A 16,127-nucleotide genomic window follows, 5' to 3' on the forward strand; every position below is an offset into this window, starting at 1 on the left:
CCAACCGGAGCCGGGCCTGTTGATAAGGGATTTAATCTGCCGCGTCGGCTGCGCCGAAGAGGTCCGGAGCGAACGATGATTGCGCATCATCGTCTTCCTTCAGCGTAATCGGCTGACGGTACGGATGATCCAGCCACTGCTGACGAGCAGAGTCGGACATCTCTGGCATGCCGAGAGACTGGCGGATAAAGATTTCGTCCTCCATGGTGGACGTAAAAAGACCTGCTCGGATCGCTTGACCAATGGCGTCAATGTTGAGCGGAGGTCCTTGAGTTCCATCGGCGGAGACCGGCAATGGTTGGGCCTGCCAGCCGTTATAGACAGCATAGTTCGTTCCAGCGGTCTTAGCCTGATCGTAATCCGACCGGTTGAGACGATCCACCTGCTTGGCATTGTAGCCGAGCGAAGCGATAGCCTGAGGGCGGGAGATAAAGCCGGAATTGACCATCTTCGTCATGGCATCGACTTCCTGCTCCGGATAGATATGCTCTGTCGGCTGCATCATCCATTCCGGCGACATATGCTCATCGAGCTGCGTTCCCGAGGTAGGTTCCCACAGTCCAAGAATATAAGCCCTCTGGACCAGGTGACGGAAAATCCGTTCAAGAGCTGGAACCAGGAAGCCGTATCCGATCAGCTCGAATAGCTTCTTCATCACCAGCAACTGGATGCGCATCGCCCGTTCGTTCACGTCGCCAAGTTCATATGTCAACATCTCGATGGACATGCCGAAGGCAATGGCGACCTCATTCATGGCGGCACGGATATACAGCCCAAAATTACTATCGGTCGGGGGCATGTCGGCAAACTTGACGTCGTGCCCCGGGGGCAAGGTCATAGCACCGCCGCTCGGTGGGTTCTCCAGTTCGATAGGAACGGAACCGTCCTCAGTCTCCCAACCGCCGCCGTCTTCCAGGTCCGGCGCAATATAGAAGATGGTGTGCTTGCTCTGTACAGCCTTCTTCTCAACTTCGTTGAGCATGTAGCGGCGAACGAGTTCCAAGGTCGGCAGGGCAGCGGAGCCGAACGGCGCACCACGGTTTGACCCTGGTCGCGACGGCTTATAGATATGCATGACGTGTTCGGCTTCGAACCGGATTGGCTCGAATCTCTGACCAGGAATGTTCGAGACCCAGTCCCGGGGATGGGACGTATAGAGCCAGTAGGCGACCACGCGGTGCATGTCGTCGAACTCGATCCCGTCGCGGACATAGTTGCCGTTGGTAAGCTGACGACTCCAGCCGATCTGACAGTGATCAGCTTCCCAAACAGCAATTTTGAAATCCAGGCCGGATCGGCTCGGGTAGTTCTTATGGCTGGTGTCGAGGATGACGAGGAAAACTTCCCCATCTGTAAAGAAGGCTTCGGCGGCCTGGGCCAGCAGGGTGTCAAATTTCAGGATGCCCCGGATATCGATGTCGTGGCCAAAGCGATCCCAGATCAACTGTAGGGCCGTGTCGTTGATGATAGGCATGATAGCGGCCGTGTTCGTGACCAGCTGCGTGATACCCTGCTTGTAGTGCGACGAGTTTTCCTTGGCCTGTCGACTGCGAGACCGGAGCAACGGGATTTCGCCGTTCGCCTGGTTCGGGCCGATGTCCTGCGGGATTTCGAATTTGTCGCTGGATGTGGCCGCCGTGTGGTAGGTCTTGTAAGCTGCCTCGAACAGCGAGTTGATGCCACCGGCAGCGGCGCGTGCGAGGCCGACGACGAGGTTTCTCGTTCCTTTGGACTTAGGAGAATGGATAGCGATCTGGGCCATCAGTAGCTCCCTCTCGGCGACTGCGACCACATTTTTGGCTTGCCAGTCGGCACGGTGACGCCGTCAACCTTGGCCAGCTGCTGAGCCAGGAACACTAGGTTCTTGGTAATATCGTTGCGGGCTTTCTGGGTCATCGAGCCCTGGGAACCGACGGCAGCACTCTGAAGCGGGTCGGACAGGGCCTCCTGGTTCTGCTTGATCATGGCGAGCAGAGTGGCCTTATCCGTGATGTTGAAGAATGGGTTCATCGGCTAAGTCCAACTCTGTACTTGAAGATTTTGTTTTTCTTTGGAGCCGGTGGCACAGGCTGTTCCGGCGCAGGTTCGGCGGATTGCAGTGGTGCAACCGGTGTCTGGCGCTTTGGCTGTGCCTCTGGTCGAGCGACGACCTTCGGCGGCTCAGCCTCTTTGGATAGGCCGACTGCCGGTGCTGAAAGGTCTTTGCCCTTGTATCCCAATTCCCTGGTCTCCGGATCGATGATCTCAGACGGTATTCCGAGGGCGCTAGCTGCAAGATTCAAGTCACGCCAGCGTTTTGGATATGAGGTCTGCAAGCCTTTGAGGGCGGCATAGGCATAGCTCAAGCACATCCATTCTTCTTCAGGACGACGTCCCTTCTGATCGCGCCAATGCCAGCGGCTATCTTTCCGATACCGCTCCTGACACATCAACTTATCAATGAAGGTTTGCGAAAGGGCAGCAGGAATCATTGCCACCTTGTCGGCTTGAAGCTGCATCAGCTTGAAGATGCCGTCACGAGCCAAGTGTGAATCAATGGAGTAGTAGACGCCGGACCTACGGCTAGTTGACCTTTGCTTCGGCCAGACGAAGTCCTTACGGTGAGCATTCCCTTTGATAGCCCAGATGTTACGATTAAGCGGGAAGCTATTGCAAAACAGCCGAGTTTCGTCAGCGAAGCCTTGTCCGCCAAGGTCAATCGCAGCGGCCAGAATGCGCATTGCCGTTCCGTCTCGCTTATAGAACGGTCTCGACAACAAGTCTTTCAACTCCCTGTCGGATGCACCGTCACCTGGTTCGCCAAAGACTTTCCAATGGCCGATGATGCGAAACTGACCGAGCGCGTTCCAGCCTACGACCTGCAATTCTCTCGACGCCAGTCGTTCTAGGGCAGAACCTTCTTTATTATCCTGGGTATCACCCCCGGCTGTCAGGAGGACAACGTCGTCAGGGACCTCGGCGGTGTAGGGGTGAAGCATCGACGAGAGCGTTTTCGCTTCCATCGAGTTGGTAGTGTACTCATCCCACACCGTCGCACACACGTTGTTGGTAAACGTTTTCAGGAGTTCAGGGTTACCCTGGCTCGACACGAAACGCTGGGCGATCTTCTTGAACGAGGCCTGCCCAGCGGACGAGACCCACTGTGGAACATGTATACCACGATGACCTGGCGCTTCAGAGACGGCGGTCGCTATGTACTCGGTTGTCTCATCGAGCTGCATTTTATGGGCTTCAGTGATCTTTCGCCCGTTCGCGACACACTCCTGACCCTTGCACTGGTACCAGGCTTCCGTGACGTAGCCGGTGACCTCATCGCACTGCCATTTGAACCCGAAACTGGAATCCTTGTCTCCCCATTCCATGATCTGGGAGAGGTTACAGTGGGGGCAAACGACGTAGGGGTAGTGTTGGTCGGAGACGATAAAGCGGGCGTAGGTCCGGCAGCTGTCCTTCGACAGCGGTGATGAACCAGCTCCGGTGACCGTATGCCGGTGTGCGCCGCCGCGATCCTTGAACAGCGTGAGTTTATCGCCGTTTTCGCCTTTCTTGTTGTCGTAACCAGCGGCCGAATACTCGTCGACGACGTTGAAAACGGAGTCGTATCGGCGGAAGTTGTCGGCAGAGGTGCCGCCGATGATGCGGATGATACCGCCGTTCGTCAGTTGAATGATATCCATGGAGCCAGGGATGACCATTGCTTCCACAAACGGGCAGCACTTGATCATCGCGGCTATGACTTCCTTAGAGAAAGCCTCGGCATCCTTGTCGGTGGGCTGAGCAATGGTGATGGACGAGCCTAGATATCCCGCGACATACATTGCAAGGCTGGCGATAAAGATCGACCAGCCCACGCGGGTGCCTTTCAAGACAGTGATCTCGCTGCAGTTCTCGTCCATAAACCAGTCAGCGAGCGTCCGCTGATAGGATAGATATCGAAGTTTACCCTTCTTGTTGGAGATCGATCCCTTGAATTCGATGTGCTCGTGCACCCACTCCGTCACCGACATGACTGGCGGGATATCGAAAACCGAGTTCCTGCGCTCGGCACGCAACTGGTCAAACCGCAGCGTGCTCTTTTCGAGGACGGCGGGTGGGATTACAATACTATCGAGATTTGCATCCGGGTTGACCGACGGCAGCTTCATGTGAGCTACCTCTCATATTCGAGCGGTTTATCACTGATCTCGATTTTCAGCTTATCGATAGCTTCGCGGACGATCTCATCAGCGATTTCGCGAACATGCGCCGCGATAGCAGCCTCGACGTTTTGAGCAATAGCATCCGGAATCTTCCGCAAAGCTGTCTTGATTCCCGAATAATCCTCCGTCAATTGGTTCAAAACATACTCAACTGGCACCAGAAGCCGTGCCATCGAAGCGGCTTCCATCTGTTCCTTTTCAGCAGCCGCCACGCCGCGCTTGCGCTTCGTGAAGACTTCCGTGTCCTGACCATCAGAACTTTGATACTTCGATATCGCCTTGGCGACGGCGGTGTCTTGTAGCCACTTCACGACAACAGAAAGGTCGTAAATCCAGGTCGTTCCGGTGCTTCCGTCGCCTCGCTGGACAACGGGGCAGCCTCGCTCGTTCCATTTGGCGACGGTGTTCCGGTCGTAACCGAGAAGTGTTGCGAGCTTTTTTTGGCTGACGTTCCTGCCGAGTAATTTCTCAGCCGGGGCTGATGAGGTTTCGTCGGCGTTTTCCTCGTTTTTCAGCAGTGGGTCAGGGAAATTTTTCTCCACCATTCCGGCCTCCAGTAATCAAACGTGTTGATTTCATGAGGCTTTCACAGGCTGCAAGATTCAAGATCGAGAAAAATTATTGAGGGTGGTGCTGCTGAACACGTTTCAAAAAAATCAGACGGAGGGGGGACATGCGGCCTCCAATCCACCGCATGCTGGCGAAAGTCCCAGGGTCCCCGGCGGCTTAAAAATCGTCAAGGTTCTGGCTGACCATGTATCCTTTGGCCAGGTTCTGCCGAGCAAAGCGCCTTGCGGCGATGATCTTCTTCTTCGTCTCGGGCGTGAACAAAGGCGGGTTATCAGATGCTAACACCTCGTCGATGTAAGACATTGTTGGCCCATAGTCCTCGGTGACAAAGAAGGTCAAACTGGTGCCAATTCGATCAAAGAGTGCTTTATTGCGATTCATGACAATCTTAGGATGCGAGCAGAGCTTGCTTAGCTGTTCGCTGGTTACTCGGATCAGGCCACCGCGCTCAGGAATGTTCACTAGATGGGTTTCTGGTGTGTTGCTCATCCCTTCACCTCCATCGTCACTGACACCGTCTCGTCGCTGCCCTCGATCACCTCATGGCTCAGAACCTTCAGCTCACGGACATCCAGGTCATGGGGCTGGCCATCCCTGCGATATTGCAGAGTGTCGGCGAACACGAGGTATTCGGCTGGCTGGTTGGTCAGGTAGGCAGGCACGTCATCCATACGCACGCAGGTGAAGCGCTCGGTCAGTGGGCCGGGTCCAAGGATGTCGACGGGGCCATAGTTGTTCGTGTATTCGGTCATCTTAGCGATCCCTCTGCCATGTATCGCAAACCATCACAGAGATTAGCCCACCTTTTGCCATCGGCATGAACTCAGTGTGCTGAGCAGAGCAGGTCCACTGATCTTTCCGCAGCTCGAACTTGTCAGCAACGGCTTCCTGATAAATCGCGACGGGTAGGCCGATAACGAAAATGACCATAAGCAACACCAACAACGGCATCACGATCCAGTCCATGATGTAATCCATGATCATGCCGACACCTCCAGATCATCATAATTCCCGTGCCAGCGGACATTGTCGTCGTTCAGCTCATCGGTTGCGGCAACCGCCGCTGGATCGAGCAACCACCGCGCCAGGCGCTCGCAATCCTCTCTCTCCCAAATCCAATACTTTCGACCTTTGTCGAACAAGCCATCTCGACCCCATCCGGCTGGGTGGATCAACATAATCTGGCTTCCCTTGGTCTCCTCAAAATCGGATACGGACACATCCATGATTTTCGGCATGAGATCGCTCTCGTGAAAATCATCGACCCAGTTGTTTCGACGAGTTTCGCCCTTGATGCGAATGCCGATAGCGTCGAAGGGATTACGAGGTACGTCCGAGAAGACCGTGCCCTCAGGCATTTCGATGAATTCGTGCCAGGTAACGAGCTTCATGCCGCCACCTCAGGCTTCGTCATCGCGTGGATATCCAGCAACAGGTCCTGAAGCGCCCGGCGACAGGTTTGATAGTCCTCGTCGGTCAATCCACGGCCGAATTCGTATGCGTTCCGGACGCGCTGGAGCACGTACATGGCGGTCATTTGGGCTGCCTGGAACGTAATGTCGGCCGCCGGATGACCTTGGCGTGTCAGACCCACCGTGAAGCGATAACGGTCATATGTGAAATTGTAGAAGCCTTGGCCGACAGCGAAGGCAGGTCCGTCTTTGATGGTCATGCCGCCACCTCGTCAACCCTTACCGAGTTAATCAGATGGGCAGGGATGTATTTCTTGTTTCGGCCTCGGAAGTCATTGAAAACCATCCATCCGCCGTGAGGGATCGCATCCCAGCCGTGCGGAAACTTTTCCACGGTTCCGTCGATATAGATTACGCTGAGTTCGGTCTCGCGATAGGTATTGTAGTCTTGTTCAGCCATAGGACGCGTCTCCCTAACGCGTTGTCGATACCTATAATTGTTGTCGTCGGCCGAAACTGAAACAAGGGAAATCACTGGAAATATTGCCGTTTCCGAGCAATAAGGATGCAACCAGGAGGATCGCATGGCCATCAACGCTTACATCGTCGAGAACGGCAAGCTCATCAGCGCCACCACATTGAACAACGACGCTCCCAGCGAGGTCGATCTGATTGCGCTGCTTGGCGGAACGTCGACCGACATGGCGGCGATCACGATGGGGTCGGTTGGTAAGGTTGAGGTCAATTTCATATCGAGCCAGCCGAACCGCCGTTTGTTGATCGGGAAAGCGCCATACCTGTCCGGGCCTGACGTGCGCCCGCATATCAGTTTGACACCGGATCAGGCCGTGGGGATCGCAGCGGCCGTCGAAGACCTTTGGAAGCTGTACGGCGGCATCTGATTGAGGCGGCCCCCATCAAAATTCTTCGGCTTGGCGTCGTCGACCGACCTTTACCTCAAGCTCATATTCGACATCGAGCGGCTGCGAGCTGGTGGCGGTACGAAGGCTGTCCAGTATGCTGCCTTCGATGCTGCTGTCACCGGATCACACATCCTGGACTGGGTGCTCAATGAATTGACGCCTGAGGCACATCTACGTCTCACAGGTCTCAAGAAAGGCGCGAGACAGAAGAAAGACGAGCCTGGGCCGATCACGACGTTCATCGAGCGCAACGGCGGGAGGATGGGCGGGATCGATTTTTGTCGCCAGATCGCAAATTCCGTCAAGCACATGAAGATTTCATTTGGCAAACCGATGAAGGACATGGCTATCGGTTCGACTGTGAAGCTAGAATGGACGGACAATCGGATCACGAATGCATATTCGATTGCATACATCCAGATTGAACCGGAAGGCGAAAAGATCAACGTTGTCGAACTTTTCCAGGATACCGCGGAACAGTGGCGTGAGTTCTTGGAACGTGAAGGGCTCTGGGTAGAGCAGCCGCCCGACTGGGAAGAATGATGGCGTTGACAAAGAAACAGCGGATAACCTGAACAATAGAAGAACAAACTTCCTTGTGAGCAACTTCGCTTGTTTTGGTGGGGGCAACTATTCCGGTATATAATCGGGGAAGATGAATCGCTGGAGCCGAACCCATTCAACCCCTGTCACCAGAGCCTGAGACGCCGGTCGCTGACGAAAAGCCTCGTAGGCAAATCCTTTATTTCTGCGATGAGAGCAGCCAATCAGACGACACCTATATGGCGGTGGCGGGCATCGCGGTCGCGCGGGACGGCGTCCCGTATATCCTTGGAAAGCTGACGGAGATAAGGACAACCTACGGCAAACAGGGTGAGGTCAAATGGAAGAACGCGAAGAGCCGAAACGGGCTGGTCCACGAAGCCTATATCAGGCTGCTATTCGAGCTGGTGAGCGAAGGGCGGTTGCATTTTCATATTCGCTTTTCCCGGATGGACGAGTATGACCACCGGAAGTCCGGCCCTCGGCGGAAGATCGACACGGTCAGTAAAGCGTTTTTCCAGCTGCTCCTGCATCGTCCGGTGGCGTTCTATGGTGCAGATGCTGACATCTACATACACCCAGACGACGGCGACTGCACGAGGCTGCTGCCTGATCAGATCAACGCCCTGAACTTCGTCGGTCGCCGGATGTGCGGTTCTAAAAATATCGTCAAAGTGGTCCAGCCCCGCAGCTCGGAACGCGAGCCGTTTCTGCAACTCCTCGACTGCACCCTTGGCGCGTTGGCAGCCTTCAGAAACCGTCGACATGAGAAAGACGGGATCAGCAACACCAAAAAGCGCTTGGCAACGCTGGCATTCGAACTGACCGAATGGCCGGATATCCACGGCAACTGCTGGCAGAAAAAGAAGCTCAACCGATGGAATTCGGTGCCGAAAATCAAGAAGGGGAGCGCGGCCGGAGGGACTAGCCTCGGTTGAGACGATCTGGTTGAAGACCCAGGAGTTCGCCCGCACCGGCACACTGAAGGTAGTGAGATGTTGCGAGATTCGCAACCGGATGTTCGCTGGAGCGAACGATTAACCCTTGCACGTATGGATGTGGGCGGGTGGTTTCATTCCGTGCGCGATGAAATGATCCCGAACTTTCGCCTGTTCGGCTAAGCACCATGCCTCGGAGCCGATTTCCGGTGCCGGTGCCATGACAGCGGCCGGAACAGCGATGGGAACCGGCGCGGTGGCTGGGCATGTCGAGATGACGATCACGACGACGGATGTGAGAAGGTTGATCATGCTACACCCATCACAATCGCAGCAGTGCCGAAGACGATAGCTATAACACCTACCATCATGCAAAAAATCGTCAGGGCGTGCATGCCGAGGAGCGGCCAGTCTCGAACCGGTTTACGATATTCAAGGTAGTAGCCACCGTCGACGAACTCGATTTGGTAGTGTTCAGGTATCTCTACGAATGCTTGGCCGGGTTGAATTTTGTGGAAGGTTCGTCCTGCGTGTTGCATCATCACAGCACACCCCCAACAACCTTCTCTATCTCCTCGCGGATGACATCTCTCAAGAAATCATGTTCCCTGAGCGTCATCGGCTTGACGAAACGGCGTGCTTGGGTGTGGATCGCGTTGACGGCCTTATCGATCTCAGCGGTCGGTAGTGCCTGAGGCTTCTCGAAATAGTCAACGTAGTCGCAAAGCTTGCCGAACGCGGCGTCGAGATTTTCGAAAGCTTCGGATGCTTTGTTATGGTGGCGACGACGGGTTAAAGATTCTGCCCGCGTGAGATGAAATCTCGTATTCCAGACGAGGTCATAAAGATAAGATTTCCCGCTGTAGGGCCGCGCAGAAAGCGGCACCCAAGCGTTCGTTGCTGCCGTTTCGGTGGTCGGCGAGGGACTGCCGACGTTGACCGCCTTGTTGAAGGCGGCGATCTCCTCCAGGGGGTGGACGGGTTCTTCACCGAGCCCAGCCGTTTCCATTGCTGAGATACGATTGCTGGTCGCTTCCACGGCATGCTGAGCCTCGGTGTCGGCCGAACCTTCACTGTCAGGTGGGGTAACATCCATCCAACCAGGAAATGTGCTGTAGAAGATGCCTGCAGGAGCGTCAGCGCGAGCCCTATCGGCTGCATTCATCTCATCGATATCAGCTTCACCACGGCGGGCGATACATTTCAGGTCAACGCCCATACGTTCTGCAGCCTGCTCCCGGGAAATGAAACCATCGGTAAGTGAAGCGGCGAGTTCTTCCATCTCCTGGACAGGATTAATGAGCATATCCCTGGTCGCATCGGCTACTTCGCGGACGGTGTCACGACCAAGCTTCAGGTCGCGGTCGCAGATCGAATTGAAGTCCTTCGTGAAGTGGGCTCGGATAAACTTGGCGGCATCCTCCGAACGCTTGTCAGCCGAAAGGAAGTCGTCGAGAGCTTTCGTCTGGCTGGAAGCCTGAACATCGGCACCGGCAACGATAGCAGGCTCGTCGACCAGCTCTTCAGTAACGGACATCGCCCAATCAAGGCAAGGAGCCTCCATTGCGATGCGCTCGGCGGCGGCTTTGCCACGGCGTTCTGCTTCCAGGCGTTCGGTGACCTCAAAACGGGAGCGCATCGTGTGGGCGTGAGACAGGCCGTCAAGATTTTTGCGGGGCTTTTGTAGCCAGTCGACCAGTTCGCTGATGATCTGGTCGAGATCGGCATCGAGGAACCCAAACCCGTAAAGGGCTTCTTCAGCCTCGTATTCCAACAGAACAGTGGATTTACTGTTGAACTCAGCGCCAAACGCGAGCTGGTCGGCGTATCCTGAGAGCCGAAAAGTCAAAATGAACTGATTGTTGAGAACTTCGTATTCTTTAATTCGGATTTTCTTTGTGAACTTAGCCATGATCTGACGGCTCCCTACCGTCTTTTTGTTGGCGTTATTGAAATGGTTGCCGCAAAACTGTTCGGCCACAAGTGGTTGATGCAAGAATCGTGTTGCCGGGGGAAACATGAGCCGACAAGAAGCAATTGAGTTTCTCCGGAAGCTCTCGGACAAGAACGTCCCGATCACCGACGATCCTGTCCCGGACGCCGTAATAAAGGCCGCACGTCTTCAAGCGAATGAGCCCGGTCGATCAGAGGATGATTACGCATCCACACTCCAAGCCTGGGCCGAGTTCTGTCAGCGGTTCCAGGAAACAAAGAACAGGCGACATCAGACGGTGATGCAGCAAGTAGCGAATTTCGCGATGACCGGCGAAATGGGGATCGCCTACGTGCTCACGACGGGTTTAGAGCAGGCCCTCAAAGCGGAACGTCGCGCTCGTCGGGGGCTGTACCCAAATGCCCTCTATTCCGTCGTTGCGGACGGCATTGCGGCCGGTCTGAACTGGAAAAGCATCAACGTTCAAACCGGAGGCAGTCACTACAGATTGTCCGGCGAAGAGAAGATGTTCCGGGGTCGCTATGACGACTGGACGGCCACGGAGGTTCTGGGCGCTCATATAGAGATCGGCAAGCACACGCTTCACGTCGGCACAACTGTTCCCAAAATTCTGGCGGCGTTAGAAGAACGATACGGGCTCGATTTCAAGGAGCTGGAGAAGCAGCGGAAGTCGCGCAAATGATTGAGTGGCTGCGAAATCTGGCTGCAGATGAGTTTGGACGAAACCTGATTACCATTGGCGGCACGCTGATCGCCGTTGCATTCGGTACGTTCTTGGGAGCGTTTAAAGACGTCTTCATCGAGGGTGGGAAGAGGAAGAGGCTCGCATGGCTGACGGCCGTTCGCCTGACGGTCATCTTGGACAAGTATGTCGACGAATGCTCCGCCTGCGTACAGGACGAAGGGAGCTACGATCCGGAGGGGTACCGCCATACCAACGGAGCCGAGCCGACGCTCGAATACCCCGGCGATCTCGGTTGGACGTCTTTGAAGCGAGAGCTGATGTATGCCGCATTCAGATTGAAAGTGGAGCATGATAGCGTTGTAAAGGGTCTTGAGTTTGTTGGCTCCGAGATCGCGTTTCCACCAGACTACGAAGAATATTATTCGGAAAAGCGAGTCCTGTTTTCAAACCAAGGCCTGGCGACCTTGGAGTTGGTCCGGTCATTGAAGGATCATTACGGGGTTCCGACTGCCGACAGGCGAGACTACGATCCCCGCACGACCTTTGACAGGATGTTGGCGCAGCGTGCGAAGTATGACGCCGAGCGCGAGGCCCGGCGTCAGGAGTTGGAAAAGAAGAGGATAGAAGCGGGAGAGCCACCAGGGTTATTCCCGATTTGACTTTCAGAATTTCGGGTTGAAAGCCAAGGTCGCTGGATCGCGGTATCGTCCCAACTGGATGACGTTGCTGTCCGACCCGCCGAAAGCTTCCTTGACCTCGGAAATTGTTGGTTTCCGTTCTACCTTTGGCTTGCGTACCGGCTGATAGCTGTCGACCAAGACCTTTCGGACGTCGAAGTAGAGGTTTCGGCTGTCACACGCGATGACTTCGAAGTCCGTGCTTGTGGTCCTGCCGTTCCTCTGCTGCCACATCTGCCAGTGAGCTGCTTTTTCACGGGCGTAGTCAAAGCTCATGGTTGCGGGAACCTCTGGGAGGGCGAGAAGTACGTCCCGAGCCGTCTTATACATGTAGCTCAGCTTGTGGGCCATCTCGACGGCAATCCTCGTCCTGTTCAGACCCATCTCATAGAGCCGTGACAGGTCGTCGAAGTCCTTCCAACGGGTCGTGTCAGGACGCAGGACGACGGTCGCGAGTTTGTCGGCGGCCTGTGCCTCAAATGGCTGATAAAAGGCTTCCAGCGGCTGCTGCCCCTTGAAGAACACCGATCCAAACGACTTCTGCACCTTCCGAGCATGGCCGTTCTCATCTTTCATCTTTGCAGGCAGATGGCGCATGCCGCCTGTCACGTCGATGTGGGTGTTGATCCGGGTTCCGCCGACCATTGCCGTTATCGGAAAGCGCATGCCACCGTCGCCGTTGATGATGAGGTTCTGCATGTCGCCGATTTTGGCGATCTCGATTCCTTTCGCAGCCAGGAGTGGGGCCATTTGGTGAAGGTCGCGGAGGAGTTCGCTCTCCGACATTTTCCGAGCGAAGGTGATGTCGAGGTCGCCGGTTTCCCTGGTGATCTGGGCATGCAGCAGGCCGCCTTTCACGAGATGAAAAACAGGTTCGACGGCGGTGAAGGCTCTCGACAGTTCTTCGCAAAGCCAGCGTTCGCAGGACTTGCGGGTGTCGATCTCATGGACGGATGATGCGGATTTGATGCGGTCTATCGTGCGCTTGCCGATATCGTATGTGGCGTCGTTGGCCATTGTAGCTCTCCCAAAGCTTTTGTTTGGGAGAGCGTGAGGTCAGCCGACGCATACGACGAATTTCGGCAGGATATTGGCCGACGGTTATGGCGCGTATCGACCCGCATTCGTTTGGAAGATGCCCTTATGATATCGGAGGCTTGACGCCAGGGCAGCATCGTTGACACGGTTGTTGAATGCTGAGGTCATCACGCCGTCGTAGTCGAACCGAGCGTCGTATGGGACGGTCGACCGGAACGCGAGCAGGAGCTTTGCCTGCTGCCCCGGCTTCGTCCACGGCATATGAGCCAGACGAGGAGTGATGCCCTGCTGGGACTGCTCGTAGGCGTCTCGGGTGGCCTGTTTGATGCCGTTGAGGTTGCCGACCCGGTCCATCCGGCGTTGAGCAGCTGCGACACGGGTGTTGAAGGTGTTGACCTTCTTTCCATACATCGCCCAGCGCTGTTCTTTGGTCAGGCGAGCGGGGCGCTGCCAATAGCCCTCGATGCCCTGGACGGTGCCGAAGAACGTCGCGGGCTTGTATCCTTGGCGGCCGATCCAACGCATGTCGCGGTGCGGCCCGATGGTATTGGCAGTGGCAGTGGCAAATGCATGCCGAGCTGCCCGCGCTCCTCGTCGGGCAAGACGTTCTTCTCTGTTGTCGTGCGAGGTCTTCTTGACGAAATTCTTGGCATACGCACCGCCGAACCCGGTCGGTCGGCGGGACCACGTCAGGAAGTCGTTGGCTGCACCCTTACCGGAGTCCTGCGGATGACGGTCGCCACCCATGATCAGGAACCAGAAATATTCGGCCTGCTTAGGAAGGACGTTGATCTCGGCCTTCATGTTGTCGCCATCCCGCCAGTTGGCAGGCTTGACCGTGAAGGCCTTCTTGGTGAAATCCCGAGGCTTGTCGATGACGCCGGATGAGATATACGTCCGCATTGCGTCACGCACGTCCCAGGCGGCTTTCGTCAGCAGACCGGCCATAGCTGCAGGAAATACCTGTCGACCGATCTGGTCGAGTTCGGCGGCCGCTTGCTGCCAGTTGCCGGTGAGGCCGATGGATAGTCCGGTTGTCATAGGTAGCTCCCAAAAAAATGGCCCGGCAGCGATAGACGCGCACAGGCCAGGTGGGCGCAGTTGGAAAAGATCGGTTGCGCCGGGGAAACATTATGGTGATTGCTGGCGGAGCAGAGCGCAATAGCCATCGTCATCCTCCGAGCGCTGTCAGCCGGGCTTCGATGCTGGCGATCCTCATGATGATGGGGTCATGGGTGATATTTGGTTTGCTATCGCCGTAGACACCCTCCGCCAATGATCTCAAAGACGTCACCCAGGTCGCAGCCCTCGTGGCATTGCCGAATACGAGTTCCAAAGCGGTCTTGGTGCCGATGGCATTGATCATCTCTGGAGTGCCGATAGCTTTCTCGATGACGCTCTTGCCGCTCAGTGCGTCTAAAGCTTCGGTCGATCCGAGTGTGACTGTCGACAAGCTCTTGCCATTGGTGTCGAGCCACTGAGCGATGTTCGTCTCGTTGCCGTAAGTCAGGCGCATGACGGACGAGCTGGTCGAGACCGTCAGAAATTGGGTCCAAGCCGCGCCGTAGCCGTCGATACCGAAGATGGTGGAGAACATCGAGCGCTGACGGTCCGGGTCGTCGAAGTAATTTATAGCTTTGGGGTCGCTGGACCAGCCACCACCGTCCACGCCCGCGCCGTTGAAATTGGTCTTGAACAGCCGTTTGATGTCGTCCTTCACCTCGGTGAGATCAGGAGGCTCCGGAGATTCAATCTCTTTGATCTTGTCCCGAAGCCATTTGACGACAGCCTCTAGCTCGGTTGTCTTGAGCATGTGGTCTGACGGATCGGAAAAATCGGATGAGTGGCCAGCCATTAGCGCTTGCTCCAGATCGTCTGACGGCGGTTTCTGACGTCGTTCAGGGCACAGGCGGCCGCAACCCTTGCCACGCGGCCGTCACCCTTAGTTTCCGCCTCCAGGACGTTCAGGCCGTATAGCTGGCAGTTCGCCAACTGGCGGCGGTTAAATTCTGCGACCTCGGCGTCGGTGAGCTTGGATAGATCGGGATGGGGCATGGGGGTTCTCCAGGAGATTCCCACCAGGAGACACCGGTCGGCGGAAACGGCCAAGCCCTAGACGTCGAGAGCGGCTTGCCGGTTATTCGGATCGAACCGTAGAGCTGGAGGGATTTGTCGGCGGTATTTGATCGCAAGCCTGATCAGGACCGTTGCGAGGACCTCGCTTCTCAAGAATGTCTGGACCGGTACTTTCGAAAGCTTGTGCCCGATCCGTTGATCGGAAACCGAAAAGCCGACCCCGTTCTGATGCTGAGCATGATCAGGGTCGTTCCGAGCAACATGTCTCAAACCGGCATGACAGGACCGGATAACATCGTCAATTTCACTACGGGAAACGCGATATTGGTGATGTAAAAATACGAAGTAATGGGGAGAGACCGGCGTCTGATTCAAACGATCCTGATCGGCCTCTACGGAAGTTACAGAGGTCATTTCGAGACCTCGCCCTTTGGCTTCGGAAGCGGGATGTTCTTCGTAGCTTTACGAAAGCGCCGGTCGTCAGCCTTACGGCGCATGCCCGCTCTCTGAATGATCTTCCGGTGAGCCGCTTCGCCGTCGAAGGAACGTCCTGGGTGCGAAGCAAGAATTGCAGTGGCTGCCTTCAGAATCCAGCGGAGGCCAGGAGGATCGATCTTCTCGTCCATCGCTCGGACAGAATAGGCATAAACAGCCGCCGCTAGAGCTGCGTCGGCGAACGATGCCTCCGGACGCCCTTCAACCGCAGCCTTGCGCCGGGAGCGCTCAGTTGCTGACCGGAAATACTCATTGCCTGGATCGGATTTGCGGGGCATGGCTCTCGCCCTTTCACTACGTAACTTCACTACGTTGAAACTATCCGACGGCGACGCAAGGAACCCGAATAACCTCTGCCTTTCTTACTCTTAGATGCGCAGCATCTCCGGGAAAGCATGCAGCCCTAAGAACCGCTAGCAGAACCTTCTGTTAGTATTGGGGTCCCCAGTCTGTGAACACGGAACCAATTACCTCAATTTCAGAGCGTTATTTAATCCCAAATTCCCACACTCACCAATGTTGACATTATTTAATATTCCCAAATTCCCACACATCTGGTTGACGTGTTTTTATTTATTCCTCTGCAGGAAAATTGAGAGGATTAAATACTTCTTGAT

Annotated in this window: 23 protein-coding genes; 5 read left to right on the forward strand and 18 right to left on the reverse strand. The window is 55.6% G+C overall.

What is annotated here, in order from left to right; translation table 11 throughout:
- Window positions 1–31: 31 nt before the first annotated feature.
- The 10 genes from RG540_RS03220 to RG540_RS03265 all read right to left on the reverse strand — a co-directional run bounded on the left by RG540_RS03220 (window position 32) and on the right by RG540_RS03265 (window position 6,641).
- Window positions 32–1,762 (reverse strand): phage portal protein, encoded by a 1,731-nt coding sequence (locus RG540_RS03220; RefSeq protein ID WP_038584457.1) that lies wholly within the window; start codon window positions 1,760–1,762, stop codon window positions 32–34.
- Window positions 1,762–2,010, reverse strand: a complete 249-nt coding sequence (locus RG540_RS03225; RefSeq protein WP_038584460.1) for a hypothetical protein — start codon at window positions 2,008–2,010, stop codon at window positions 1,762–1,764. The genes RG540_RS03220 and RG540_RS03225 overlap by 1 nt, the downstream gene beginning before the upstream one ends.
- Window positions 2,007–4,145 carry a terminase gpA endonuclease subunit gene (locus RG540_RS03230; RefSeq protein ID WP_038584464.1) on the reverse strand — a complete coding sequence of 713 codons (2,139 nt, stop codon included), beginning with the start codon at window positions 4,143–4,145 and terminating at the stop codon, window positions 2,007–2,009. Before RG540_RS03230 ends, RG540_RS03225 begins: the two co-directional genes overlap by 4 nt.
- A 5-nt stretch (window positions 4,146–4,150) precedes the next feature.
- A complete protein-coding gene (locus RG540_RS03235) occupies window positions 4,151–4,744 on the reverse strand; it encodes a terminase small subunit (RefSeq protein WP_038584467.1) in 594 nt (197 codons plus the stop codon).
- Between the two features lie 181 nt (window positions 4,745–4,925).
- Window positions 4,926–5,258, reverse strand: a complete 333-nt coding sequence (locus RG540_RS03240) for a hypothetical protein (RefSeq protein WP_038584470.1) — start codon at window positions 5,256–5,258, stop codon at window positions 4,926–4,928.
- The gene (locus tag RG540_RS03245; protein ID WP_038584474.1) at window positions 5,255–5,521 is read right to left on the reverse strand and encodes a hypothetical protein; all 267 of its coding nucleotides are present in this window, start codon (window positions 5,519–5,521) and stop codon (window positions 5,255–5,257) included. The genes RG540_RS03240 and RG540_RS03245 overlap by 4 nt, the downstream gene beginning before the upstream one ends.
- A gap of 1 nt (window position 5,522) precedes the next feature.
- Window positions 5,523–5,753: a hypothetical protein gene (locus RG540_RS03250; protein WP_038584476.1), complete on the reverse strand. Its 231-nt coding sequence runs from the start codon at window positions 5,751–5,753 to the stop codon at window positions 5,523–5,525.
- The gene (locus RG540_RS03255) at window positions 5,750–6,160 is read right to left on the reverse strand and encodes a hypothetical protein (protein ID WP_038584479.1); all 411 of its coding nucleotides are present in this window, start codon (window positions 6,158–6,160) and stop codon (window positions 5,750–5,752) included. Before RG540_RS03255 ends, RG540_RS03250 begins: the two co-directional genes overlap by 4 nt.
- The gene (locus tag RG540_RS03260) at window positions 6,157–6,441 is read right to left on the reverse strand and encodes a hypothetical protein (RefSeq protein ID WP_038584482.1); all 285 of its coding nucleotides are present in this window, start codon (window positions 6,439–6,441) and stop codon (window positions 6,157–6,159) included. The genes RG540_RS03255 and RG540_RS03260 overlap by 4 nt, the downstream gene beginning before the upstream one ends.
- Window positions 6,438–6,641, reverse strand: coding sequence for a hypothetical protein (locus RG540_RS03265; protein WP_038584485.1), 204 nt, complete (start codon window positions 6,639–6,641; stop codon window positions 6,438–6,440). The genes RG540_RS03260 and RG540_RS03265 overlap by 4 nt, the downstream gene beginning before the upstream one ends.
- Window positions 6,642–6,765: 124 nt before the next feature.
- Here RG540_RS03265 and RG540_RS03270 point away from each other — a divergent pair, with 124 nt between their 5' ends.
- From RG540_RS03270 to RG540_RS03280, 3 genes are all read left to right on the forward strand, one after another.
- Window positions 6,766–7,083, forward strand: coding sequence for a hypothetical protein (locus RG540_RS03270; protein ID WP_038584488.1), 318 nt, complete (start codon window positions 6,766–6,768; stop codon window positions 7,081–7,083).
- Window positions 7,084–7,113: 30 nt separating this feature from the next.
- Complete coding sequence (locus RG540_RS03275) at window positions 7,114–7,647, forward strand: hypothetical protein (protein ID WP_038584490.1); 534 nt, start codon at window positions 7,114–7,116, stop codon at window positions 7,645–7,647.
- A gap of 239 nt (window positions 7,648–7,886) precedes the next feature.
- Window positions 7,887–8,585, forward strand: a complete 699-nt coding sequence (locus RG540_RS03280; protein WP_038584492.1) for a hypothetical protein — start codon at window positions 7,887–7,889, stop codon at window positions 8,583–8,585.
- A gap of 99 nt (window positions 8,586–8,684) precedes the next feature.
- Here the strand turns inward: RG540_RS03280 and RG540_RS03285 are convergent, their stop codons facing one another.
- From RG540_RS03285 to RG540_RS03295, 3 genes are read right to left on the reverse strand one after another with little or no spacing between them, the layout of a single operon-like run.
- The gene (locus tag RG540_RS03285) at window positions 8,685–8,897 is read right to left on the reverse strand and encodes a hypothetical protein (protein WP_038584495.1); all 213 of its coding nucleotides are present in this window, start codon (window positions 8,895–8,897) and stop codon (window positions 8,685–8,687) included.
- Window positions 8,894–9,127, reverse strand: coding sequence for a hypothetical protein (locus RG540_RS03290; protein ID WP_038584498.1), 234 nt, complete (start codon window positions 9,125–9,127; stop codon window positions 8,894–8,896). Before RG540_RS03290 ends, RG540_RS03285 begins: the two co-directional genes overlap by 4 nt.
- Complete coding sequence (locus RG540_RS03295; RefSeq protein ID WP_157884571.1) at window positions 9,127–10,497, reverse strand: hypothetical protein; 1,371 nt, start codon at window positions 10,495–10,497, stop codon at window positions 9,127–9,129. The genes RG540_RS03290 and RG540_RS03295 overlap by 1 nt, the downstream gene beginning before the upstream one ends.
- 106 nt (window positions 10,498–10,603) lie before the next feature.
- Between RG540_RS03295 and RG540_RS03300 the strand changes: the two genes are divergently transcribed.
- Window positions 10,604–11,221, forward strand: coding sequence for a hypothetical protein (locus RG540_RS03300; RefSeq protein ID WP_038584504.1), 618 nt, complete (start codon window positions 10,604–10,606; stop codon window positions 11,219–11,221).
- The gene (locus RG540_RS03305) at window positions 11,218–11,883 is read left to right on the forward strand and encodes a hypothetical protein (protein WP_038584507.1); all 666 of its coding nucleotides are present in this window, start codon (window positions 11,218–11,220) and stop codon (window positions 11,881–11,883) included. Before RG540_RS03300 ends, RG540_RS03305 begins: the two co-directional genes overlap by 4 nt.
- A 3-nt stretch (window positions 11,884–11,886) precedes the next feature.
- Here the strand turns inward: RG540_RS03305 and RG540_RS03310 are convergent, their stop codons facing one another.
- From RG540_RS03310 to RG540_RS03335, 5 genes are all read right to left on the reverse strand, one after another.
- Window positions 11,887–12,918 carry a nucleotidyl transferase AbiEii/AbiGii toxin family protein gene (locus RG540_RS03310; protein WP_038584510.1) on the reverse strand — a complete coding sequence of 344 codons (1,032 nt, stop codon included), beginning with the start codon at window positions 12,916–12,918 and terminating at the stop codon, window positions 11,887–11,889.
- 84 nt (window positions 12,919–13,002) lie between these two features.
- Window positions 13,003–13,980, reverse strand: coding sequence for a hypothetical protein (locus RG540_RS03315; RefSeq protein WP_038584512.1), 978 nt, complete (start codon window positions 13,978–13,980; stop codon window positions 13,003–13,005).
- 130 nt (window positions 13,981–14,110) lie between these two features.
- Window positions 14,111–14,794: a hypothetical protein gene (locus RG540_RS03320; protein ID WP_038584515.1), complete on the reverse strand. Its 684-nt coding sequence runs from the start codon at window positions 14,792–14,794 to the stop codon at window positions 14,111–14,113.
- Window positions 14,794–14,994, reverse strand: coding sequence for a hypothetical protein (locus RG540_RS03325; RefSeq protein ID WP_038584518.1), 201 nt, complete (start codon window positions 14,992–14,994; stop codon window positions 14,794–14,796). Before RG540_RS03325 ends, RG540_RS03320 begins: the two co-directional genes overlap by 1 nt.
- Window positions 14,995–15,425: 431 nt before the next feature.
- The gene (locus RG540_RS03335) at window positions 15,426–15,788 is read right to left on the reverse strand and encodes a hypothetical protein (protein ID WP_038584524.1); all 363 of its coding nucleotides are present in this window, start codon (window positions 15,786–15,788) and stop codon (window positions 15,426–15,428) included.
- Window positions 15,789–16,127 lie beyond the last annotated feature (339 nt).

Origin of the sequence: Neorhizobium galegae bv. orientalis str. HAMBI 540, assembly GCF_000731315.1 — a bacterium.
Taxonomy (GTDB): Bacteria; Pseudomonadota; Alphaproteobacteria; order Rhizobiales; family Rhizobiaceae; genus Neorhizobium; species Neorhizobium galegae.